Source organism: Phenylobacterium sp. (assembly GCF_044358365.1).
Lineage (GTDB): Bacteria > Pseudomonadota > Alphaproteobacteria > Caulobacterales > Caulobacteraceae > Phenylobacterium.
Map to the genome: position 1 here is coordinate 1 of NZ_JBIKNZ010000011.1, position 22,640 is coordinate 22,640.

The following is a 22,640-nucleotide window of genomic DNA, read 5'->3' on the forward strand; positions in this document are numbered from 1 at the left end:
TGCGCCACGATCCGCTCGCGCAGGTCCATCGAATAGCTCTTGCCCATGATCCACCTCCATCCACGGTGAATCACGCTTCGTCAGATTTGGGAATCCTTCGATTCCCGATTCAGGCACGACGCTCTAGGGATACGAAGTCATTTCGAACTCAGGTAGTGCCGATAGAAAGAATGTCTTGCGCATGAATGCGCATGCTGAGCCGGAATAGAGGGGACGCCAAACCCGTCCCCATCGCCTGCATCCCCATCGCCTGCATCCCCGTCGTCTGCACCCCCGTCGCGCACCGCCGACATGGCTCCCCTGGATCGCGCCGCGGACGAAAATTCACCCACCGCCTAAATGCTACGTCCGATCCTGACGTACCTCTGTGGTCCACTCCCCAGCATGACCGCGACCACCCCTGATCGAGGCGCCGAGATGCTGGCCGAGCTGGCTGAGATGGATCTCAGCGCGGCGAAGCACGTCCATGCGCAGCTCCTCGCCGCCACCGAGGCGAGCGAGGTGGCCGATCTCAGCCGGTCCTACCAGCGCGCGTCGCGCTGCCTGCGCCAGACCCTGGCGCTGAAGGCTAAGCTGGCCCAGGATCCGACCGTCCAGCGCCACCGCACCCCGCTCACGCCCGACGTCGACTTTCTCGCCATGGGGCGGGCGCTTGCCCAGGAAGACGCCCAGTTTGATCGCCTCGGCGAGCTTCAGGACGCCGTCGGCCGCCTGATCCATGCCGAGATATCCGACGCCACGCTCCGGGCGGACTACGTCGAACGCCTCGACGTCGAACTCGACGACTGGTTTGTCGAGCCCGACTTCACCACCGAAAACCTGGATGTCCAGGTGCGGCGCGCCTGCCGCACCCTGGGCCTCTCCGGGGACCTCGTCAGCCGGTGGCGCGATCTGCCTGAGGCGCCGGACAATCCGCCGGATCAGGAAGATGATGACCCTGGCCACGAGGCATCCGGCGCCGCGCCACCGGTCGCCGACACCGGCTGACGCGGCAGTCGTCCGCGCCTTCCGTGGGTTCCCCGGCGCCTTTTTCCGGCTTCCGTCCCCTACCCCGCCGACACGATCGCCCGACGCAGCAGTTCCAGCGCGCCGGCCGCAAACGCACGCATATTGGCGCCGCGGTCGCTTTCGCCCGTCTCGATCGTCAGCACCGCCTCGACCGGCCCGGCCACTGCCACACAGGTGTGACCGGCTGCATCGCCGTAGCCATTGCCCGTGGGCCCCGCCGCCCCGGTCTCCGAAAGCCCCCAGGTCGCGCCGTAGCGCTCCACCTGATTGCGCGCCAGGAGCATGGCATAGGGCTCGCTGGCCGAGCGCATTCCCTCCAGGGCCTCACGCGGGATGTCGGTCAGCAACACCCGGGCCTTCGGCGTATAGACCACCGCACCGCCCAGATAGTAGGCGCTGGCGCCGGGCACGCTCAGCAGGGCCGCCGAGATCAGCCCGCCCGACGAGCTCTCGGCGATGGCGATCTTCTCGCCGCGGTCTTTCAGCAGCGCGCCGATCTCGGCGGCCAGGGCTTCCAGGTCTCTCATCTTCGCGCTTCCCTCTTGGCGATCCCGCCGTTCAGCGTCCATGATGCCGTCTAACAACCAAAAACCCTACCCCGGAGAGAGACGATGGACGCGCAATCACAGTGGACGGGGCTGGACGCAGGCCGGCTGGAACGCATCACCGACCATATCGAGCGCAACTATATCGGTCCGGCCAAGATCGCCGGCTGCCAGGTCGCCGTCGCCCGCCATGGTCACATCGCCTATCTGAAGTCCTTCGGCATGATGGACATCGAGCGCAACAAGCCCACCCGCGACGACACCATCTACCGCATCTATTCCATGACCAAGCCGATCACCTCGGTGGCGCTCATGACCCTCTATGAGCAGGGCTATTTCCAGCTCAACGACCCGGTCAGCCGCTATGTGCCGTCCTGGAAGAACCACCGCGTGTGGGTCTCGGGCGAAGGCGCCGACATGGTCACCGAGGCGCCGGGCCGGCCGATCACCTTCCGCGATGTGCTGTCGCACATGGCCGGTCTCACCTATGGCGGCGGTCTGCCGGGCGTGGGCGTCCAGCATCCGATCGACAACATCTACCGCACCCTGCGCATCCGCTCGTCGGGCACCACCGACACCATGATGGAGTTCATGGACAAGCTGGCCCAAGTGCCCCTGCGCTACCAGCCGGGCCAGGCCTGGATGTACTCGCTGGCGACCGATGTCTGCGGCGCGCTGGTGGAGATCATCTCCGGCAAGCCGCTGGCCCAGTACCTTCAGGACGTGATCTTCGGCCCGCTGGGCATGGTCGACACCGCCTTCTACGTGGCCGCCGACAAACAGGACCGCTTCGCCGCCAACTATGAGCGCGGTCCCGACAAGAAGCTGAAATTGCTTGATGATCCGGCCACCAGCAGCTTCATCAAGGAACCGGCCTTCAAGTCGGGCGGCGGCGGCCTCACCGGCACCACCGCCGACTACATGCGCTTCTGCGAGATGCTGCGTCGCGGCGGCGAACTGGACGGACATCGTATCCTGGGGCCACGCACCCTGGAGATCATGCACATGAACCACCTGCCCGGCGGCAAGGACCTCACCCAGGTGGCCATCGGCGGCTTCTCCGAAACCGCCAACGAGGGCGTGGGCTTCGGCCTGGGCTTTGCCTCGACCATGGACCAGGTGGCCACCGGCGGCCTCGGAACCGGCGACTACTACTGGGGCGGCGCGGCCTCGACGATCTTCTGGGTCGACCCCAAGGAGGACCTGACCCTGGTATTCATGACCCAGCTGATGCCGTCTGGCACCTTCAACTTCCGCGGCCAGCTCAAGAGCCTAGTGTACTCCGCGATCATTGATTGAGGTTCAAATTCCCAAGGGTGTCATCCCGGTTTCGCCATGGGCGAAGACCGGGACCCATAGACTCCGCGCCTGCGACCAGGGCGCGGCGGCGCGGTTGCATGATGTGTCCGCCGTCCCGTGCGTATGGGTCCCGTTCTTTGGCTGAGCCAAAACCGGGATGACACGTGAGAAAATCGAGGAACCTTGAGCCCCCGCCCCCAACCGCCTAAACGTGCCCCATGCCCATGACCCATACCGCCCTCGAAGCCGTCCTCAAGGAGGGTTTCCCCGACGCCGAGATCGAAATCCAGGATCTGGCCGGCGACGGCGATCACTACAAGGCGCGCATTGTCTCGACCGCGTTCAAAGGCCTGCCCCGCGTGCGCCAGCACCAGCTGGTCTATGCTGCACTCAAGGGAAAAATGGGCGGGGAACTGCATGCCCTGGCGCTGGAAACCTCCACGCCGCTCTGACCGGCTTGACCGGGAGGCGTCGCGTCCCTAGCTCTAGCCTTAAGAATTCTGCCGAAAGGGCGACCGATGAGCGAAACCGCGACCGCCAACCCCGTCCACGCCTGGATCGCCAAATCCGTGGCCGAGAATCCGGTGATCCTGTTCATGAAGGGCGAGCCGGAACAGCCCCGCTGCGGCTTCTCCGCCGTGAGCGTTCAGATCCTCGATCACCTGGGCGTGGAGTTCGTGGGCGTCGACGTGCTGCAGAGCGATCCACTGCGCGAAGGCATCAAGACCTTCTCGGACTGGCCGACCATCCCGCAGCTCTATGTGAAGGGCGAGTTCGTGGGCGGCTGCGACATCATCAAGGAGATGTTCGAAAGCGGCGAACTGAAGGCCATGATGGCTGAGCAAGGCCTTCTGACCGAGTGACCCGCCTGCTCGAACCGCCTCCGGGCCGCAAGGTCTTTGAGCTGACGTTCGAGCCCACGCCCGCCGACATCGACGCCAATGGCCACGTGAACAATGTGGTCTATCTGCGCTGGGCCCAGGACATGGGCACGAGCCACTGGCTATCGCTGGCGCCGCCTGAAGCAGAAGCTGACTGGGCCTGGATCGCGCTTCGCCACGAGGTCGACTACCGCCGGGAGCTCAAGCTGGGCGAAACCTGCCACGGTCGCACCTGGGTCGCCGAGGCCGCCCAGGGCCCCAGGTTCGACCGCTTCATCCGCCTTGACCATGAAACCGGCCAGATGTGCGCACAGATCAAGACCACCTGGGTCCTGATTGAAAAAGCCACCGGCCGGCCACGGCGGGTTCCGGACTGGGTGACGGAGATGTTCAGCTAACATGCCGCCGGATCTTGTCTCCGCCTTCCTGCCCGCATGGGTCCCGAACTGGGCGGTCAGCCTCAGCCTGATTGCGGCCGCGTTGGTGGCCGCCGTGGTGCTGCATGCCCTGATCGTACGCGCGCTCTCCCGAAGCCTGAAGAAGCGCGGCGAATTCACCCGCTCCCTCATGGTGAGGACGCGGGCGCCCAGCCGTTTCGCCCTGGTGGTCGCGGCGCTAAGCCTTTCGCTCAAGGTGACACCGGTGGACCCCGCGCTCGCGGCGACCCTGCAGCATGTGTTGCTGGTGGCCTTCATCGTGCTCGTGGGCTGGGTCCTGATGACTGCCACGGACATCGCCGCGGCCATCTACCTGCGGGGCCATCGGTCCGACGTCGCCGACACCGCCCACGCGCGCAAGATGCTGACCCAGACCCGGATCCTGCGTCGGTCGTTGAACGTGCTGATCATCGTGGTGACGACGGCGCTGGCGCTGATCACCATTCCCGGTGTCAAGCAGATCGGGGTCAGCCTGCTGGCCGCGGGCGGCGCGGCAGGCATCATACTGGGTCTGGCGCTGCAGCCGGTGCTCTCCAACATCATGGCCGGGATCCAGATCGCCTTCACCCAGCCGATCCGCATCAACGACGCCGTGGTCGTCCAGAATGAGTTCGGCCACATCGAGGAGATCAAGGCGACCTATGTGGTGATCCGCCTGCACGATCTGCGGCGCCTCGTCGTGCCGCTTCGCTACTTCCTGGAGCAGCCCTTCCAGAACTGGACCCGCGAGACCTCCAACCTGATCGCCGAGGTCATGCTGGTGCTCGATCAGCGCGTTCCCCTGGCGCAACTGCGCGCCACCGTCGAGGTCATCGCCAGAGCCTCGCCCCATTGGGACGGTCAGATCGTCAAGATCCAGGTCAATGACGTGCGCGAGAAAGCCATGGAGATCCGCTGCCTTGTGGGCGCGCGCAACGCCGACGAAGCCACCGAACTGCGCGCCGAAATCCGCGAGAAGGTGCTGGACTGGTTGCGGGCGGAGATGCCGGAGATGCTGCCGCGGACGGGTGTCGAGCTACCCGGTACGACTGACCAACGGATTGAGTAGGAAAACCTTCGTGCGGCGCGCGATCCCGATTTCGACCCACGTAAAGCTCAGGGTCACAAGCCCCCTCGCAATGCCGCTGCAGGCGTCCACCTGTTTACGCCTGACGGGCCAGGGCCGGTGCCGAGAAAACGCAGTCCCTTCGGTTCATTCGCCCACTTCGCCATACGTCGGCGCAAAGCAAAAGGCCCCGGATCGCTCCGGGGCCTTCGCAGAATGTGCTTCGATCCGGCGTCGGTTACGACGCGTAGAATTCGACCACGAGGTTGGGTTCCATCTTCACCGGATAAGGCACCTCGGCCAGGTCCGGCGTGCGGACGAAGGTGGCCGACATGCTCTTGGCGTCAACGGTGATGTATTCCGGCGTGTCGCGCTCCGACGACTGCAGGGCTTCCAGCACCAGGGCCATGTTGCGCGAACGCTCACGAACCGTGACCACGTCGCCCGGCTTCACGCGATAGGAGGCGATGTTCACGCGGCTGCCGTTGACCATCACGTGGCCGTGGTTGACGAACTGACGCGCCGCGAACGGGGTCGGCACGAACTTGGCGCGGTAGACGATGGCGTCCAGGCGGCTTTCCAGCAGCGCGATCAGGTTCTCCGAGGTGTTGCCCTTGCGGCTGGCGGCGTCCTTGTAGATGCGGACGAACTGCTTCTCGGTGATGTTGCCGTAATAGCCTTTCAGCTTCTGCTTGGCGCGGAGTTGCAGGCCAAAGTCAGAGACCTTGGACTTGCGGCGCTGGCCGTGTTGGCCGGGGCCGTAGGCGCGCGTGTTGATCGGGGACTTCGGGCGACCCCAGATGTTTTCGCCCATCCGGCGGTCGAGTTTGTACTTGGCGCTGTGGCGCTTTGACATCGTTAGCTCTCTGTTCGACGCGGGCCGGCGTCCTCTTGAAGAGAACGCGATTTCAACGGCGGCCTTGCATCACCCGTCATAGGTTCCCGGCCACTCGGGCTGCCCCGGCGGTTGGAAGGGCGGGTCTATGCCGTCTGGGGGGCGCGGAGTCAAGGTCGAGGAGCGCCGCCTGGCGCCTCGGTTGAGCTTCCGCGCATCTTCTTGAAACCTGATCCCACAAGACGCCCAGCGATCGTCCGGCGACGCTAGATCCTTGAGCGAGCGAACTTGTTGAGGCGAGAATCTATAGGAGAAATGACCGCAACCTTCCAATACACGCCACGATCCATGTCATGTCTGGTCTGCACAGGGGTGCGTCGACCAGGCCAGGTTGAGGCACTACCCCAAGAGGATGGCCGGAAGCCGGTACCGGCCATCCAGGAAGTCCTGCCGTGGCAGGTAGGCTCGGAAGCTGAGCGTGAAGGGGCCGGATACCGGCGCAGGCAACCAGTTGGCCGAACGGTCGCCGCCCGGATCTGAACGCGCGATCCAGAGATCAAGCGAACCGTCGGCGTTGGTCTTCAGCCCCGGCGTGCGGTCGCCAATCGAGTAGCGCCGGATCGGGTTCTCCACGAGGAAGAACTGGCCGTCGGGCGTGGCCTCGTACATCGTCAGCGACCAGAAGGTATCGACGGCTGGAAGCTGACCCGCGGGGAAGCTCGGCCGATAGGGCCCCTCGCCAGTGAACATCCGCCCCCGGTCGCCCATCGGGTTCATGTACATGGCCTCGGCCGGTGGAAGGGCAGCCAGTCGTGCGAGGGCAAGAGCCGTGCGGAAAGCGTAGTCCTGATTGAAGTCGCCAAGGGTGCTGCGCGGATAGCTCCAGCCCTGCACCCCGCCGCCGACACGGAGCGCCTGCATGGCCCGGCGAGCGTCGGCGACGCCAGCGCCAATCTGGGCGACCGCCGCGGCATCAAAGCGCGTCGGATCGAAACCGCCCTGCGCTGTGAGGCCCAGCGGCAAGATGCGCGCGAACAGGGCCCCATCCGTTGCCGGTGGCGGGTTGGATTTCAGGAGCGCAGCCACCGAAGCGAAGTACTCCAGCGCCGGCGCGCTCCGCGCCGCGAAGGCCGGCGGAGCTACGCCCTTAGGTCCGGTCAGACCGAGCGCGTCGGTTCATCGGCGGGGGGCTCTTCTAGGCTTCGGTGATAGGCGGCAGGCGGTAGTGGCCGTCCAGCAGTTCGGGTTTCGGCAGGTAGGCCCGCAGGAACGCGGCGAATGGCCCGGCCGGGGCCGGCAGCCAGTTACTCGCCCGCTCCGGGCCGGGGTCGGCATGACCGATCCAGATATCCAGCGAGCCGTCGGCATTGGTCTTCAGGCCCGGCGTGCGGTCGCCGATCGCATAGCGCTCCAGAGGATTGTCGGTGAAGAAGTACTGCCCGTCGTCCGTCGCCTCGTAGAGGCTGAGCGACCAGAACGAATTCACCGGCAGCGGCTGGTCTGCCGGAAAGTGCAGGCGCCAAGCCTTCGTTCCGTCCAGCAGGTCGCGGGCGCCGTGGCCCTCCGCGCGCATGTACATGGCCTCGGCTGGCGGTAGCGCCGCCAGGCCCGACAATGCGACCGCAGCGCGATAGGCGTAGTCCTGATCGAAGTCGCCCAGCCGCGAACTGGGATAGGACCAGCCTGCCACATAGCTCGCCCCACCCAGGCCGCCCTTGCGGACTGCCGAGCGCGCCTCGGCAACGCCTGCCTCGATCTCGGCGATATCGGCTTCGGAGAACCGGCGGGGGTCGAAGCCTTCGGCAAGGCCCATCGGGGCTATGGCCCGCAGGATCGCAAGGTCGGTGACCGGCGGCGGATTGGCGGTCATCAGGGCCGCCGCGCTGTCGAAATACTCACGCCAGTCCGCCGACCGCAGCGCATAGGGACCCGGGGTCTCTGTTGCTGGCCCCTGCATCGACAGCCCGGCCTGGACCTCGCGGGCAGCCTCCAGATCGTGAGGGCCGTCCACAAGGATGCGGGACAGGGCCCAGACATGGTTCGTCGGCGCGCGGATGACGTTCCAGCCTTCGACCGCTTCGCCGGGGCCCACCAGCCGGAAAGTCCCCCCGTCCGGGCCCGTCGTCCGCGTGCCCAGGATGGCGAAGTTGTTGGTATAGGCGTCCATCAGGGCCAGCGACAGGTACCGCTCGCCCGCTGGCGGCAGGGTGATGGAGACTGGCCCCGCCGACAGGTCGATCTGGGCCGTGGAATAGAGCGTGTCGTTGTTGGGCGTTGTCACCGCACGGTGGCGATGATTGGCCAGGCGGCGCACATGGGAGAACACACCCATCACATGACCCAGCGCCTGACCTCGCTGCCTTGTGGAGGCCACCTCCATCAACGGCAGCGTGAAAACATAGGCCAGACGCGCCGCTGTCCTCAGATCCGTCACGATTGGCTCCCCCGCTCATAACGCGCCACGACCCCTCTGGCCGCGTCGCCTGCTTCCGCCCACCACCGCCGCAACAGATCGGCGGCCGCCCCGTTTGAAGCCAACGCCACCCCCTGCCCCGCCCACAGCGAGATCATATCCGGATCATCTGCCACCGCGGCCGCCACCCGCATTGGCTGGGTCAGCCGGTTCTGCACCGGATAGTCCGGAACATCGTTCTGGATCGACTGCATCTCGCGCATGAACCGGTTCTGGATCCCGCGAGCATGGCGGCCCGTGAAGGCCCGCGTCAACCGCGTCGGATCATCACCAGCGCCGGTGATCGCCCGACGCCAGGGCAGCGAAGTGACCGCCTCGTCGGTCAGCAGGAACGCCGTCCCCATCTGAACAGCCTCGGCGCCCAGCGCCAGGGCCGCGGCCACGCCGTGGCCGTCCATGATCCCGCCCGCCGCGATCACCGGCAGATCCACAGCGGCGCGCACAGTGCGGATCAACGCCATGGTCCCGATCAGGCTGGCATCGACGTCTTCCAGAAAGTGGCCGCGATGACCTCCGGCCTCCATGCCCTGGGCACAGACGCCATCTGCGCCCACATCCGCCCAGGCCCGGGCCTCGGCGACCGTCGTGGCGGTCCCGACCACATAACTGCCAGCCCGATGCAGCGCCTCGACCTGCTGGCCGTTCAGCACTCCGAATGCGAAAGAGGCCACCGGAGGCGCCGCTGCGGTCAAGGCTTCCAACTGGGTTTCAAAGTCCGGGGCGAAGATGTTGGGCGGCGCAGGCATGGGCAGGCCAAGTTCCCCGTACCAGACCGCCAGACGGTCCAGCGCGCGCGCCACATCCAGCGGGTCAGGCGCGACAGCGGGCGCCATCAGCAGGTTCACACCGAATGGCGCGTCGGTCGCCGAACGCATAGCCGTTACACTTGGCCCGATCTCGGCGGCCGCCATCGCGCCAGCCGCCAGGAAACCCATCCCGCCAGCCTTGCTGACAGAGATCGCCAGGGCGTCCGAAGAGGCTCCCACCATCGGCGCCTGAATGATGGGGATCGGCAGGGACTGCAGCAGAGCAGCAAAGCTCATTCATTCCCCTCGCGTTCAGCCTTCTGCCGGGCCAGTTTGTCCAACACCCGGCCGCGGCCCCGCGAAAGGGCCGTTACGACGCCGCGCAGGGTGCGCACCTCCTGCTCCGACAAGCGCCCCTTGCCGAGCGCCGAGCGCAGGTTCTGCACCATTGAAGGTCGCTTGTCCGCCGGGTGGAAGAACCCTGCGACGTCCAGTTCCCTTTCCAGGTGTTCGAACAGGCCCAGCATTGCGGCGCCGTCAGCGGCTGGTGAATGCTCCCGGAAGATCGTCGGCGGCGCATCGCTCACGGTCGCACGCCATTCATAGGCATTGATCGCCACCGCCTGCGCCAGGTTCAGCGATCGGAACTTCGGATCGATGGGGATTGTAACGACCGCCTGACAAAGCGCGATATCCGCCGTCTCAAGTCCTGCGCGCTCACCGCCGAACATCAGTCCGACCCGTTCTCCGCGGGTCGAAGCCGCCAAAAGCTCGGCCGCGGCCGCGCGCGGCGTAAGGATCGGCAGCTGAAGTTCCCGGGGTCGCGCCGTCGTGGCGAACACCAAATTGAGATCGGCGATGGCCTCATGCACCGTATCGCTGACCCGCGCGTCATTCAGCGGCCATTCCGCGCCCGACGCCAGGGCCCATGCACGTTCCTGTGGCCACCCGTCGCGCGGATTGATCAGCCGGAGGTCAGCCAGGCCGAAATTCGCCATTACGCGGGCTACAGCGCCGATGTTTTCCGCCATCTGGGGCGCGTTCAGGATAATGACAGGCGCTGTCGGCGATGCTTCAACCATGTCGCGTTTAGAGAAGGCTCCTCGCCTGATGGCAACCCTCGACCGAAGAAGCCTGCTGGCAGCCGCCACTTCGCTGATGATCCCGGCCTGCCAGGCGCGCATGCCGATCACGACGTCCAGGACCCCAGCGATTGATCTCGCCGGCCTGGAGCGCGCGGTGAAAGCGATCGCCGCCGACGCCCGCCCGGGCGTCCTGGGGGTCGGGCTGATGAACCTGGAAAACGGCGAGAGCTACCTGTTCAACCCGGAACGCCCGTTCCCTATGCAAAGTGTCGTCAAACTGCCGCTGGGCGCCGCCGTGCTCAGTGAGGTGGATGGCGGACGACTGGCCCTCGACGAACGGGTTGTCCTAGAAGAGACTCAGCTCTCAACCCAGCACTCGCCCATTGCGACGGCCTGGCCGGGGCGAGACAACTACACGCTGGGCGAATTGCTGGAGGCCATGGTGGTCACCAGCGACAATACGGCTACCGACGTTCTGTTGAAACGCATCGGAGGGCCCGGCGCGCTTACGGCCTGGCTGGCCTCGCGCAATCTCACCGGCATCCGCGTGGATCGCTATGAGCGTGAGTTACAGCCCGAAGTGAATGGTATGCCCTCGTTCCGGCCGGCATGGCGCGACGGTGCGGTCTATGACGCCGCGCGAGCCAGGATTCCCGAGGCCACGAGGTTGGCCGCCATGCGGGCGCACATGACCGACGGACGTGATTCGGCCACCCCGCGCGGCATGCTGGAGTTTCTTCAACGCCTCAGTCGCAATGACCTGATCTCCGAAATCTCGACAGAAAAGCTCCGCGCCATGATGGTTCGCAACGTCAGCGCGCCAGGTCGACTGCGGGCGGGCCTGCCATCTGACGCCGTGCTGGCGCACCGCACAGGCTTCAGCGGGTACCACCTCGGCCTTCGGCCCGCCTGCAACGACGTCGGCATATTCACCCTGGCCGACAAGCGCGCCTACGCCATCGTCGCCTTTCTGTCAGGCTCGACCGTCGACGACGCTGCAGCAGACGCCCTGATCGCCCGCGTCGCAGGCGCCGCGGTGCGCGCGATCGGCTAGATCGCTTTCACAGCCTTTGCGTTGGCGCGCGTGGCGGCTATACGGCGACAAACACATTTCGTCCGGAGCGCCTGTCCCTCATGGCCAAGATCAAAGTCGCCAATCCCGTCGTCGATCTCGACGGAGACGAGATGACCCGGATCATCTGGAAATGGATCAAGGACAAGCTGATCTTTCCCTTCCTCGATCTGGAGATCGAGTACTACGACCTCAGCATGGAAAACCGAGACGCCACCGACGACAAGGTGACCGTCGAGGCCGCCGAGGCGATCAAGAAACACGGCGTCGGCATCAAATGCGCAACCATCACGCCCGACGAAGCGCGGGTGGAGGAATTCAAGCTCAAGCAGATGTGGAAGTCGCCCAACGGCACAATCCGCAACATCCTGGGCGGCGTCGTCTTCCGCGAACCGATCATCTGCAAGAACGTGCCGCGTCTGGTGCCGGGCTGGACACAGCCCATCATCATCGGTCGCCACGCTTATGGCGACCAGTACCGCGCCACCGACTTCAAGGTCCCCGGCCCCGGGACCATGACGCTGACCTGGAAGGGCGACAACGGCGAGACCATCGAGCGCGAGGTGTTCAAGTACCCTGGCGCCGGCGTGGCCCTGGCCATGTACAACCTCGATGACTCGATCCGCGACTTCGCCCGGGCGAGCTTCGCCTACGCCCTGGCGCGCAAGTATCCGCTCTATCTCTCCACCAAGAACACCATCCTCAAGGCCTATGACGGACGCTTCAAGGATATCTTCCAGGAGGTCTACGAGACGGAGTACCTCGAAAAATTCAAGGCCGAGGGTCTGACCTATGAACATCGCCTGATCGACGACATGGTGGCCGCAGCGATGAAGTGGTCCGGCGGTTACGTCTGGGCGTGCAAGAACTACGACGGCGACGTTCAGTCCGACACCGTGGCTCAGGGCTTTGGCTCACTGGGTCTTATGACCTCCGTCCTGATCACCCCCGACGGCAAGACCATGGAAGCCGAGGCCGCCCACGGGACCGTGACCCGACACTATCGTCAGCATCAGAAGGGCGAGAGCACCTCCACCAACTCCATCGCCTCGATCTTCGCCTGGACCCAGGGCCTCAAGCATCGCGCCAAGCTGGACGGCAACACAGAGCTGGACCGGTTCGCCGACATCCTCGAGAAGGTTTGCGTCTCTACGGTCGAGAGCGGCTCGATGACCAAGGACCTGGCGCTGCTGGTCGGCGACACCCAGGGTTGGCTCACCACGGAAGGCTTCCTCGACAAGGTCGCAGCGAACCTGGCCAAGGAACTGGCCGCAGCCTGAGGTTGAGCTTTCGTTCTTGTTTTGTTTTCATCTCTGCGATAGCCTTCGCGGGAGAGGAGAACACCCATGACCATCGGATACGTGACCATCGGGGCCGCCGACGTAGAGGCCGCCACACCCTTCTTCGACGCCACCTTGGGTGCGCTTGGCTATGAGCGCAGCGCACCGTTTCCGGGCTGGGTCTTCTACGGCCCCAAAGGCGGTGAAATGACCATCGGCATCTGCAAGCCTTACGATGGCGAGGCCCCGCGCGCGGGCAACGGGATCATGGTGGCCCTGACCGCGACAAGCCAGGACCAGGTCAAGGCCGCGCACGCTGCTGCCCTGGCTCATGGCGGATCCGACGAAGGCGCACCCGGGTTTCGCCCGCCGGAGGCGACCAGCGGGTTCTACGGCGCCTATTTCCGCGACCCTGTGGGCAACAAATACTGTGTGTTCCTGACCAGCTGAGCCGCAGGGATTCAGTCGGTCAGAGCCGCCTTTACGGCCGCAAGGCCTTGCTCGGCGCGGGACCCGTCCGGCGCGCCGCCCTGGGCGAAGTCGGGCCGCCCGCCGGCGCCCTGCCCGCCCATGGCGATGACCCCGGCCCTGGCCAGATCTGCGGCATTGAAGCGCGACTGGGCCGCACCCGACACGGCGACCGAGATCGCCGCCTTGCCGTCGGCCACACCGACCACGGCCACGACGCCGTCCGGAACCTGCTTGCGATATTCCTCGGCGATGGGACGCAGATCCTTGCCGCCGACACCGTCCAGAACCCGGGCGATCACCGCCACGCCGCCGATATCCTCCGGCCCTGCGGTCGCGCCACCGCCGCCGCCCATGGCGAGCTGGCGCCGGGCGTCGCCCAGTTCCTTCTCAAGCCTGCGCCGCTGCGCCTCCAGCGCCTCGACCCGCGCCCCCACCTCGGACACAGGGATCTTGAACTGGTCGGCCAGCCCGCGCGCCACCGCAGCCTGGTCCAGCAGCCAGCGCCGGGCCGCCTCGCCGGTCAACGCCTCGATCCGCCGGACCCCGGCGGCGATGCCCTGCTCCTGGACGATCTTGATCAGGGCGATGTCGCCCGTGCGCGCCACATGCGTTCCGCCACACAGCTCCACCGAATAGGCGCCCTCGCCGGTCAGGGCGTCGCCCAGGGTCAGCACCCGCACGGTCTCGCCATACTTCTCGCCGAACAGCGCCATGGCGCCGGCGGCCATCGCGTCCTGCGGCGCCATCAACCGGGTCTCGGTCGCCCGGTTCTGGCGGACCACCGCGTTCACCTCCGCTTCGATCCGGTCAATCTCGGCCGGCGTCACCGGTTGGCCATGGCTGAAGTCAAAGCGCATCCGCTCGCCGTCGACCATCTGGCCCTTCTGGGTGACGTGGGGGCCCAGCACATTGCGCAGCGCCGCATGCAGCAGATGCGCCGCCGAATGGTTGGCCCGGGTGGCCGTGCGCCGCTCAGGGTCGACCATCAGGCGAACGCGCTGTCCAGGCTTCAGCACGCCTTCAACGACCTCCAGATCATGCACGTGCAGGTCGCCGGCCAGCTTCTGGACGTCGCTGACACGCGCCCGCCCGCCGTCCCACTCGACCTCACCCTGATCGCCTGCCTGACCGCCGCTCTCCGCATAGAAAGGCGTGCGATCAAACAGCGCCTGCACCCTGGAGCCCTGCAGCGCGCCGTCGATCTCGCGGCCGTCCTCCATCACCACCAGCACCTCAGCGGTGATCTCCACTGCCTCGTAGCCCGTGAAGTCTGTGGGGCCCAGCCGCTCGCGGATGGCGAACCACTCACCGGCAGCGGCCGCCTGACCGGATCCGGTCCAGGCCTCCCGCGCCATTTCCCGCTGACGCGCCATCGCCGCATCGAACTCGGTCAGGTTCACGGTCAGGCCCTTGGCGCGTACGGCGTCCTGGGTCAGGTCCAGGGGGAAGCCATAGGTGTCATAGAGTTTGAACGCCGTCTCGCCCGACAGCACATCACCCTCATTGAGGTTGGCGGTCGCCTCGTCCAGCAGGGCCGTGCCGCGGCCCAGCGTGCGCCGGAACCGCTCCTCCTCCTGGCGCAGGGTGTCCACAATGGCCGCCTCGGCGCGTCTGAGCTCCGGATAGGCCTCACCCATCTCGCCGACCAGCGTCGGGACAAGTCGAAACATCAGCGGCTCAGTGGCGCCCAGGATGTGGGCGTGACGCATGGCACGTCGCATGATCCGCCGCAGCACATAGCCGCGACCCTCATTGGACGGCATGACACCGTCGGCAATCAGGAAGCTGGTGGACCTCAAATGGTCGACGATCACCTGATGCGAGAACTTGGCCTCACCGCGCGCCGCGACGCTGGTCTCCGCCTCGCTGGCCGCGATGAGCGTGCGGAACATGTCCGTGTCGTAGTTCGAGTGAATGCCCTGCAGGACGGTGGTGACCCGCTCCAGGCCCATGCCCGTATCGATTTGTGGCTTGGGGAGATCCTTTCGCGTGCCGTCGGCGAACTGCTCCCATTGCATGAAGACCAGATTCCAGATCTCGACGAAACGATCACCGTCCTCGTCGGGACTACCGGGAGGCCCGCCCGCGACGTGGTCGCCATGATCGTAGAAGATCTCGGTATTGGTGCCACAAGGGCCAGTGTCACCCATCGACCAGAAATTCTCGGCCAAGCGGACGATCCGATCCTCGGGGATGCCGGCGATCTTCTTCCAGAGCTCAGCCGCCACGTTGTCGTCGGGGGCGATGGACACGGTCAGCCGGTCCTTGGCCAGTCCCAGGTCACGGCTGACGAAGGTCCAGGCGTGCTCGATCGCGCCTTCCTTGAAATAGTCGCCGAAGGAGAAGTTTCCCAGCATTTCAAAGAAAGTCTGGTGGCGGCCGGTGTAGCCGACGTTGTCGAGGTCGTTGTGCTTCCCCCCGGCCCGGACGCACTTCTGGACGGAAACGGCCCGGGGTGCTGGCGGGGTCTCGGCGCCGGTGAAGTAGTTCTTGAACGGCACCATGCCGGCATTGACGAAGAGCAGGCTCGGGTCGTTCTGCGGTACAAGCGGAGCCGACGGGATCACCAGGTGATCCTCGCTTCGGAAGTAGTTCACAAACTGGCTACGGATCTCGTTCAGGCTCGCCATCGTCTCACTCTTGGAACCGTGCGCCGCACCCCAGCGCAGGGGCAGCGATCATCTACGCGAAAGCGCTGCATAAGGAAAAGGACGCCGGGAGCAAGGCTCCAGGCGTCCCGGGTCTCCTCAAAACGTCAAACCGCCGTGCGAGGTGGCGCTCGCATCCGAACCGGTTGGCGGCGCGATCCGGATGGATCGCACGACAGCGTCAACGCCTAGAGAGAGCCGTCCTCTGCGTCGGCGTCCTCGCCGGGGCCTACCAGCAACTCTTCCTCAATCACATCCTTGGCGCCGCGTACCGAGCGCTCGATCTCCTTGGCCATGTCCGGGTTAGCCTTCAGGAAGTCGCGGACATTGTCGCGGCCCTGACCGATCCGCTGGGAATTGAACGAGAACCACGAGCCCGATTTCTCGATCACCCCGGCCTTGACCCCCAGATCGATGATCTCGCCCAGCTTGGAGATCCCCTCACCGTACATGATGTCGAATTCGACCTCGCGGAACGGCGGAGCCACCTTGTTCTTCACCACCTTGACGCGGACATTGTTGCCGACGATCTCGTCCGAGCGCTTCACCGAGCCCGTGCGGCGAATATCCAGTCGGACCGAGGCGTAGAATTTCAGCGCATTGCCGCCCGTGGTCGTCTCGGGGCTGCCGTACATCACGCCGATCTTCATACGGATCTGGTTGATGAAAATGACCAGGGTATGGGTCTTGGAGATCGAGGCGGTCAGCTTGCGCAGCGCCTGGCTCATCAAACGTGCCTGCAGGCCCGGCAGGCTGTCGCCCATCTCGCCTTCGATTTCTGCGCGCGGGGTCAACGCCGCCACCGAGTCGATCACGATGATGTCCACCGCGCCTGAACGCACCAGAGTGTCAGTGATCTCGAGGGCCTGTTCGCCGGTGTCCGGCTGGGAAACCAGAAGGTTATCCAGGTTCACGCCCAGCTTGTGCGCATAGGAAGGATCCAGCGCGTGCTCGGCGTCGACAAAGGCGGCGGTGCCGCCGGCCTTCTGGACCTCGGCCACCACATGCAGCGCCAGCGTCGTCTTGCCCGAGCTCTCCGGCCCGTAAATCTCGACGATCCGGCCCTTCGGCAGCCCGCCGATGCCCAAAGCCAGGTCAAGACCCAGCGAGCCCGTAGAGACTGACTCGATCTCGACGATCTTGCCCTTCTCGCCAAGCTTCATGACCGAGCCCTTGCCGAAGGCCCGGTCGATCTGCGCCAGCGCCGCCTCAAGGGCCCGCTGCTTGTCTCCGTCTTCTTTTCCCACGAGCTTCAATGCTGATTGCGCCATAGCCAGCTTTCCCTATCCCACGATTCCGCCAACGAACGACCACCCGCTCGCCGACTCTCTTCGTACTATCTTTGTTCTGTGTTCGCAAGACGTTCTCAGAACACAATCGCAGAGAGCTAAAGGCGCCACCTGTGGCAGGAACAACCGTCAGGCGACGCCCAAAGGATCGGGGCCCCAGGCGGGGCCCTCAGGGTTCGGGGCAATGCGATCAGCGGCGTCTACAGCAAGTCTCCGCCTGCAGCGCCCGCCGTCGTACCCGTCGCCTTGAACGCCTTCATCACGTTCCGGCCCACGGTCCAGCGATGCACCTCGTCCGGCCCGTCGACCAGTCGCTGGGAGCGGATGTGAGTGTACCAGGCGGCGAGCGGGGTATCGCGGCTGTAGCCCAGGGCGCCGTGCAGTTGGATGGCGGTGTCGACCACGTGGTGGACCATGTGGGCGAGGTAGACCTTGGCGATGGAGTTTTCCTGCCGCATGTCGAGGCCCTTCTCGGCCTTGTAGGCGATGTGCAGCAACATGAGGCGGGCGATGTAGAGCTGGCTGGCGCACTCGGCCATCATGAACTGCACGGCCTGACGCTCATCCAGCTTCTTGCCGAAGGTCTCGCGCTGGCTGATGTGGGCGGCGGCCATATCCAGCGCGCGCTGGGCCATGGCCACATTGTGCATGCCATGACGCAGGCGACCGTAGGCCAGACGATGCTGGCCCATATCGAAGCCCCGGCCCTCCCCGCCCAGCAGGTTTTCGGCCGGCACAACCAGGTCCTTGATCTCGATCTCGGCGTGGCCACCGCCCATGATGTGGCTGAGCGGGCCTTCAGCGGCCATGGTCGGGATATCGCGCTTGATCCGGTAGCCGGGGGTCGGCAGCTCGACGATGAAGGTCGAGAACTGCTGATGGCGCGGGGCGTCCGGGTCGGTTCGGGCCATCACCAGCGCCAGGTCCGCGGCGCTGGCGGCCGATGAGAACCACTTCTCGCCGTTCAGGATATAGTTCTCGTTGCCGTCCTTGACCGCCGTGGTGCGCATGCCGGTGGCGTCGGCACCCGAGGCCTTTTCGGTCATGGAGTAGCAGACCCGCAGGTCGCCATTCAGCAGCGGCTTGAGGTACTTCTCCTTCTGGAACTCGGTGCCGTGCGCCAGCAACGTCAGGATCGTGGCGTCGTCCGGCCCCTGGCTGTTCATGCTGAGGGCGCCAAGGTGGCTCATCCCCAGCTCCATCTGCACCAGGGCATTGGCCAGCGGGCCCAGACCCATGCCGCCATGTTCCTTGGGCACGAAGGGCAGCCACAGGCCCTGGGCCCGGGCCTTGGCGCGCAGTTCGGCCAGGACGACCTTGTAGCTTTCCTTGTCCACCAGCCGCTTCTCGGCGGGGATGCACTCGTCCTTCACCCACTGACGCACGCGCTCGCGAACGGCCTTGGCTTCCGGGGGGATTTCAAAGTCGATGGACATGGCGGAGCACTCCCTGAAACGTCTGTTTGAATTCTTGCGACAACGTGCGGCGGCTGGCGCGGCGAGGCAAGAGGGAAAGCCTCAGCGGACCTGCAACGCCTCCACGATCCGCCCCTGGAACCAGGCTACGCCGTGCTCGTGCTTTGGCGACAGCACACCGCCGCGATAGATCCCGGCCTCCAGATTGCGCTGCACCTCTTCGCAGACCTGCAGATCCTGGGCTGTGACAAGGTCGGAGACCTTCAGCATCGCCTCGAGCTCGGCGGTCCTGGCCGGGTCGAAGAAGTAGAAATAGTCCAGCCGCGTATCGGTGGGTCCCACCGCCGTCATCCGCTCGATCATATAGCCGTGGCGATAGACATTGACCCCCAGGTTCGGCCACAGCCAGCCCCAGAGCCCGCCATAGATGCTGGCGTCCCGTGGCGGCGCGCTGGCGAAGATCACCTGATCCACCACTTCAGTCCGGTATTCAGACACAACCACATCGGCGTCGAACTCCGGGTGCACCATCGGCAGGTGGTATCCCTCCAGATAGTTCTCCACATAGGCCTTCCAGTTGCAGGCGATGCGGTGGCTGCGTCGCTCGGTCAACGGAAACCCTGCCTGCCCGTCCGGCCAGCGCGCCGCCAGCGGGGCGATCAGCGCCGCGAGCGGTTCGGCCCCGAGGTCCAGATTGACGAACACCAGCCCGCGCCACACCTCGACGCAAATCGGAAACAGGCCATGGTCCCGGGGATCAAACCCCTCAAGGGCTCCGAAATCCACGGCGTTGCGAAGCCGCCCGTCGAGCGCATAGCGCCATCCGTGGTAGCGGCAGGTGAAGGCCTCTCCGCAGTTGCCCGCCCCATCCGCCACCAGCGCTCCGGCCCTATGCCGGCAAACGTTGTGAAAGGCGGCGAGGGCGCCATCGGCCTTGCGCACGACAACCACTGGGGCGCCGCCGATCACATCGGCAAGATAGTCGCCGGCCGCCGGGATCTGGCTGTCATGGCCCATGAACTGCCAGGTACGGCGCAGCACGTGTTCCCGGTCGCGCCGCAAAGCGTCTTCGCCGCGATAGAGGTCAACCGACAGCATGGGCTGCTCCGCAGAAAAAGCCGCTTGAACCTAGCGGCGGCGGAGCCAAAGATACAGCAAGGCAGCTGTGCCCAGGGGAACCCGGCCGCGCCGCACTCAGGCCCTAGAAACGCCTAGAATGCCTTCAGCGCCGACGAACCGATAGCCGCTGCCGGGGTAAGTCCCTGCGGGTTACAGGACGCTAGGAAGATGTCCGGTTGGAACACGAACCACCAGGCCGTCGCCGTCAGGATCACCGGGACGAGGCCAATCCCCAAGTTGGCGCCCGCCAGCCGAGTCACCCAGCGAGGCCCCAGCCAGCTGACCGCAATGTCACCCCACATGCTGGCCCGGGTGATCGCAAGCCGGGGACCGATACCGGTAAGCCCTGGGAACAGATATCCCACTATCCCGGCGACCGCGAGGGCGACCTTAGCCAGTCCAACTGCCTGAGTCCTGGCACGCCGTCCAACGCCGCTGCGCCCCACGCTTGACAGTCCAAACTACGGGCGTAACCTCCGGGCAGGTACAGGTGTAAGATGACGAAGATCTCCGGTGCGGAAAGTCAGATCATGGAGGCTGTGTGGTCGCAGGGCCCGCTGACGGCCGAGGAGATCGTACAGTCCGTAGGCCGGGCACAGCAGTGGGGTCAGGCCACGGTCAAGACCCTGATCAACCGCCTGCTCAAGAAGGAGGCCCTTGCCTCGGAGCGCACTGGCGGCCGCGCCCTCTATCGCGCACTGGTCACCCGCGAGGCCTATGTGACCGGCGAGAGCCAGGGACTGCTCGACCGCCTGTTCGGTGGCCAGATCGCGCCGCTCGTGGCGCACTATGCCCAGCATCGCGCGCTGTCGCCCGAGGAAGTCGCGCGGCTCAAGGCCCTGATCGCGGAGTTCGAATCCGATGATGAGTGAAATCCTCTCCGCCTTCCTGCGGGCCAATCTGATCCTCGGCGTCGTTGTTCTGGCCGTCCTTTTGCTGCGGGTCTCGTTTCGTCGACTGTTTGGCGCGGAGCTGGCCTACACCCTTTGGGCCGCCCCGCCGCTCGCGACGCTGGCGACCTTGCTGCCGCCGCGGACGATCCTGGGCGCCTCCAGCCATCCGCTCGCCGAGGCGGTCGCCGATGTCTCTGCCGAAGGGATGTCAATCTGGGCTCTGGGCGTCGCTGTGGCGTCTGCAACCCTGATCCGCGCACAGCTCCGATTTATGGCCGAGGCCCGCGCCGGACGCACCAGCGCCTCGGTGGTGGGTGTGATCTCGCCACGCATTATCCTGCCGCGCGAGGATGGTACGTTCACGGACGCCGAGCGCGCCCTGATCCGGGCCCACGAACGCGAGCATGTGGCCCGCCAGGACCCCCGCGCCACGGCGCTGGCTGCAGCTTTGCAGGCCCTGTGCTGGTTCAACCCGTTGGCCTGGATCGGTGGGCGGGTCATGCGGCTTGACCAGGAACTGGCCTGCGACGCCGCTGTCCTGCGCAAACGCCCTGCGGATCGTGGCCTATACGCCCGGACCCTGCTGAAGTCCCAACTCGCGACCCAGTCCCTGCCTCTCGGCTGCTACTGGCCAGCGCGCGGCGCCCATCCGCTGGAAGTGCGTATCGAACTGCTGAGGGACACCCGCCGCCACGACGGGCTGACCGGTCCACTGCTGATCGCCGCCACTCTCTTTGCCGCTGCGGTCAGCGCCTGGAGCGTGCAGCCCCCGCTCCCGCGCCAACCCCTGCCCATCTACCAGCTCTGGGCCGCCCAGCAGGGCAAGCATATGTCGGTGATGCTCATAACCTGGCCGGCGCGGCCGGGCTCGTCCGGGCTGAGTGACTCCCAGAGTTTCCGCGATAGCGCGGACAGTACCCCTTCCGGGTAGTGCCTGGCTGCGTGACTTGCTGCGCCATAAGCCGCGACGTCACGGTTGACCCCGGCTCACCCGGCCTTAGCGTGGGCTCCAACAATGAGTAGGGCGCGACGTCATGCAGGAAACCATCCTCGATCCGGATCTGCTCATCGTCGATCCGCATCACCACCTCTGGGACAATCGCACCTACGCGACGCCCGAAGTCGACGCCCATCCGTTTATGACCGCGATCAAGCCGGCGCGGCGCTATCTGCTGGACGAACTGCGGGCCGACACCGAAAGCGGTCACAACATCGTCGCGACTGTGTTCGTCGAGTGCGGCGCCTACTACAGGGGCGGCGGCTCGCCTGATCTGAAGCCGGTGGGCGAAACCGAATTCGTCAACGGCGTGGCGGCCATGAGCGCCAGCGGCATGTATGGACCCTTCCGGGCCTGCGCCGGCATCGTCAGCAAGGCCGACCTGTTGCTGGGCGATGCGGTGAAACCTGTGCTGGAGGCCCATATCCGCGCCGGTGGCGGCCGCTTCAAGGGCATCCGCAACTCAGCCTCCTTCGATGCTGACAAGGACGTGCTGGGGCCGCTCAACCGGGTGGAGGCCGGCCTCTACCGCGACGCCACTTTCCGCAAGGGATTCCGGCATCTGGGCGAGATGGGCCTCTCCTTCGACGCCTGGCTGCTTGAGCCCCAGCTACCCGATGTCATAGACCTCGCCCGCGCCTTCCCGGACACGACCCTGGTGCTCGACCATGTGGGCACGCCGCTGGGCCGGGGCGTCTACACCGGAAAGCTGCCGGAACGGTTCGACCTCTGGCGCGACAATATTCGTGAACTGGCCAAGTCACCAAAGGTGGTGGTCAAGCTGGGCGGGCTGGCGATGGCCTTCTGCAACTTCCCCTCGTTCCTGGCCGAGCCGCGCGCGCCGTCCGAACAGCTGGCCAGCGAATGGGGCCCCTACATCGAGACCTGCATCGAGGCCTTCGGGCCGGATCGCTGCATGTTCGAGAGCAACTTTCCGGTCGACATGGGCAGTTGCAGCTACGCCACCCTCTGGAACGCCTTCAAGCACATCGCCAACGGCGCCTCGGCGACGGAGAAGACCGCGCTGTTCTCAGGCACGGCGACAAAGGTCTACAGCCTGGACCTAACCTAGAGCCTGTCCGGTTCAGATGGAATCATCTGA

23 protein-coding genes are annotated in these 22,640 nt (G+C 65.6%); 12 read left to right on the top strand and 11 right to left on the bottom strand.

All coding sequences use genetic code 11. The features are described from left to right. Nucleotides 1-384 precede the first annotated feature (384 nt). A complete protein-coding gene (locus tag ACIQ3B_RS04920; RefSeq protein WP_397400211.1) occupies nucleotides 385-987 on the top strand; it encodes a hypothetical protein in 603 nt (200 codons plus the stop codon). Nucleotides 988-1,046: 59 nt separating this feature from the next. On the opposite strand, the gene ACIQ3B_RS04925 is transcribed toward ACIQ3B_RS04920, so the two are convergent. Continuing rightward, nucleotides 1,047-1,535, bottom strand: a complete 489-nt coding sequence (locus tag ACIQ3B_RS04925; protein WP_397400212.1) for a CinA family protein — start codon at nucleotides 1,533-1,535, stop codon at nucleotides 1,047-1,049. 84 nt (nucleotides 1,536-1,619) lie between these two features. Here ACIQ3B_RS04925 and ACIQ3B_RS04930 point away from each other — a divergent pair, with 84 nt between their 5' ends. From ACIQ3B_RS04930 to ACIQ3B_RS04950, 5 genes are all read left to right on the top strand, one after another. Continuing rightward, nucleotides 1,620-2,852, top strand: coding sequence for a serine hydrolase domain-containing protein (locus ACIQ3B_RS04930; RefSeq protein ID WP_397400213.1), 1,233 nt, complete (start codon nucleotides 1,620-1,622; stop codon nucleotides 2,850-2,852). 218 nt (nucleotides 2,853-3,070) lie between these two features. Beyond that, nucleotides 3,071-3,304, top strand: coding sequence for a BolA family protein (locus ACIQ3B_RS04935; protein ID WP_397400214.1), 234 nt, complete (start codon nucleotides 3,071-3,073; stop codon nucleotides 3,302-3,304). A 66-nt stretch (nucleotides 3,305-3,370) separates the two neighbouring features. Next, the gene (gene grxD, locus ACIQ3B_RS04940) at nucleotides 3,371-3,715 is read left to right on the top strand and encodes a Grx4 family monothiol glutaredoxin (RefSeq protein ID WP_397400215.1); all 345 of its coding nucleotides are present in this window, start codon (nucleotides 3,371-3,373) and stop codon (nucleotides 3,713-3,715) included. Continuing rightward, on the top strand, nucleotides 3,712-4,131 hold the full coding sequence (locus tag ACIQ3B_RS04945) for an acyl-CoA thioesterase (protein WP_397400216.1): 420 nt from the start codon (nucleotides 3,712-3,714) through the stop codon (nucleotides 4,129-4,131). Before grxD ends, ACIQ3B_RS04945 begins: the two co-directional genes overlap by 4 nt. A 1-nt stretch (nucleotide 4,132) precedes the next feature. Further along, a complete protein-coding gene (locus ACIQ3B_RS04950; protein WP_397400217.1) occupies nucleotides 4,133-5,218 on the top strand; it encodes a mechanosensitive ion channel family protein in 1,086 nt (361 codons plus the stop codon). Nucleotides 5,219-5,453: 235 nt separating this feature from the next. Here ACIQ3B_RS04950 and rpsD read toward each other — a convergent pair whose 3' ends face one another. The 5 genes from rpsD to ACIQ3B_RS04975 all read right to left on the bottom strand — a co-directional run bounded on the left by rpsD (nucleotide 5,454) and on the right by ACIQ3B_RS04975 (nucleotide 10,351). After that, nucleotides 5,454-6,071: a 30S ribosomal protein S4 gene (gene rpsD / locus ACIQ3B_RS04955; RefSeq protein ID WP_397400218.1), complete on the bottom strand. Its 618-nt coding sequence runs from the start codon at nucleotides 6,069-6,071 to the stop codon at nucleotides 5,454-5,456. Nucleotides 6,072-6,449: 378 nt separating this feature from the next. Continuing rightward, on the bottom strand, nucleotides 6,450-7,136 hold the full coding sequence (locus ACIQ3B_RS04960) for a DUF1214 domain-containing protein (RefSeq protein ID WP_397400219.1): 687 nt from the start codon (nucleotides 7,134-7,136) through the stop codon (nucleotides 6,450-6,452). A gap of 109 nt (nucleotides 7,137-7,245) precedes the next feature. After that, nucleotides 7,246-8,484, bottom strand: a complete 1,239-nt coding sequence (locus ACIQ3B_RS04965; RefSeq protein WP_397400220.1) for a DUF1254 domain-containing protein — start codon at nucleotides 8,482-8,484, stop codon at nucleotides 7,246-7,248. Then, nucleotides 8,481-9,566 carry an NAD(P)H-dependent flavin oxidoreductase gene (locus ACIQ3B_RS04970; protein WP_397400221.1) on the bottom strand — a complete coding sequence of 362 codons (1,086 nt, stop codon included), beginning with the start codon at nucleotides 9,564-9,566 and terminating at the stop codon, nucleotides 8,481-8,483. The genes ACIQ3B_RS04965 and ACIQ3B_RS04970 overlap by 4 nt, the downstream gene beginning before the upstream one ends. After that, nucleotides 9,563-10,351: an RNA methyltransferase gene (locus ACIQ3B_RS04975; protein ID WP_397400222.1), complete on the bottom strand. Its 789-nt coding sequence runs from the start codon at nucleotides 10,349-10,351 to the stop codon at nucleotides 9,563-9,565. Before ACIQ3B_RS04975 ends, ACIQ3B_RS04970 begins: the two co-directional genes overlap by 4 nt. Nucleotides 10,352-10,379: 28 nt before the next feature. Here ACIQ3B_RS04975 and bla point away from each other — a divergent pair, with 28 nt between their 5' ends. The 3 genes from bla (at nucleotide 10,380) to ACIQ3B_RS04990 (ending at nucleotide 13,156) form a co-directional block, all read left to right on the top strand. Continuing rightward, nucleotides 10,380-11,408 (top strand): class A beta-lactamase, encoded by a 1,029-nt coding sequence (bla, locus tag ACIQ3B_RS04980; protein WP_397400223.1) that lies wholly within the window; start codon nucleotides 10,380-10,382, stop codon nucleotides 11,406-11,408. Nucleotides 11,409-11,488: 80 nt separating this feature from the next. Continuing rightward, nucleotides 11,489-12,706 carry an NADP-dependent isocitrate dehydrogenase gene (locus ACIQ3B_RS04985; protein ID WP_397400224.1) on the top strand — a complete coding sequence of 406 codons (1,218 nt, stop codon included), beginning with the start codon at nucleotides 11,489-11,491 and terminating at the stop codon, nucleotides 12,704-12,706. A 66-nt stretch (nucleotides 12,707-12,772) separates the two neighbouring features. After that, nucleotides 12,773-13,156 carry a VOC family protein gene (locus ACIQ3B_RS04990; RefSeq protein ID WP_397400225.1) on the top strand — a complete coding sequence of 128 codons (384 nt, stop codon included), beginning with the start codon at nucleotides 12,773-12,775 and terminating at the stop codon, nucleotides 13,154-13,156. Between the two features lie 11 nt (nucleotides 13,157-13,167). On the opposite strand, the gene alaS is transcribed toward ACIQ3B_RS04990, so the two are convergent. From alaS to ACIQ3B_RS05015, 5 genes are all read right to left on the bottom strand, one after another. After that, a complete protein-coding gene (gene alaS, locus ACIQ3B_RS04995; RefSeq protein ID WP_397400227.1) occupies nucleotides 13,168-15,807 on the bottom strand; it encodes an alanine--tRNA ligase in 2,640 nt (879 codons plus the stop codon). A gap of 206 nt (nucleotides 15,808-16,013) precedes the next feature. Beyond that, complete coding sequence (gene recA, locus ACIQ3B_RS05000) at nucleotides 16,014-17,096, bottom strand: recombinase RecA (protein ID WP_397400229.1); 1,083 nt, start codon at nucleotides 17,094-17,096, stop codon at nucleotides 16,014-16,016. Nucleotides 17,097-17,314: 218 nt separating this feature from the next. Continuing rightward, nucleotides 17,315-18,550, bottom strand: a complete 1,236-nt coding sequence (locus ACIQ3B_RS05005) for an acyl-CoA dehydrogenase family protein (RefSeq protein WP_397400231.1) — start codon at nucleotides 18,548-18,550, stop codon at nucleotides 17,315-17,317. An 81-nt stretch (nucleotides 18,551-18,631) separates the two neighbouring features. Continuing rightward, a complete protein-coding gene (locus ACIQ3B_RS05010; protein WP_397400233.1) occupies nucleotides 18,632-19,627 on the bottom strand; it encodes an aromatic ring-hydroxylating dioxygenase subunit alpha in 996 nt (331 codons plus the stop codon). Between the two features lie 113 nt (nucleotides 19,628-19,740). Next, nucleotides 19,741-20,013 (bottom strand): hypothetical protein, encoded by a 273-nt coding sequence (locus ACIQ3B_RS05015; RefSeq protein ID WP_397400235.1) that lies wholly within the window; start codon nucleotides 20,011-20,013, stop codon nucleotides 19,741-19,743. A 132-nt stretch (nucleotides 20,014-20,145) separates the two neighbouring features. Between ACIQ3B_RS05015 and ACIQ3B_RS05020 the strand changes: the two genes are divergently transcribed. The 3 genes from ACIQ3B_RS05020 to ACIQ3B_RS05030 all read left to right on the top strand — a co-directional run bounded on the left by ACIQ3B_RS05020 (nucleotide 20,146) and on the right by ACIQ3B_RS05030 (nucleotide 22,610). Continuing rightward, on the top strand, nucleotides 20,146-20,520 hold the full coding sequence (locus ACIQ3B_RS05020) for a BlaI/MecI/CopY family transcriptional regulator (protein ID WP_397400237.1): 375 nt from the start codon (nucleotides 20,146-20,148) through the stop codon (nucleotides 20,518-20,520). Continuing rightward, nucleotides 20,510-21,472 (top strand): M56 family metallopeptidase, encoded by a 963-nt coding sequence (locus tag ACIQ3B_RS05025; protein ID WP_397400239.1) that lies wholly within the window; start codon nucleotides 20,510-20,512, stop codon nucleotides 21,470-21,472. The genes ACIQ3B_RS05020 and ACIQ3B_RS05025 overlap by 11 nt, the downstream gene beginning before the upstream one ends. 103 nt (nucleotides 21,473-21,575) lie before the next feature. After that, entirely contained in the window at nucleotides 21,576-22,610 is a 1,035-nt protein-coding gene (locus ACIQ3B_RS05030) for an amidohydrolase family protein (RefSeq protein WP_397400241.1), read from the top strand. The last annotated feature ends 30 nt before the right edge of the window (nucleotides 22,611-22,640 follow it).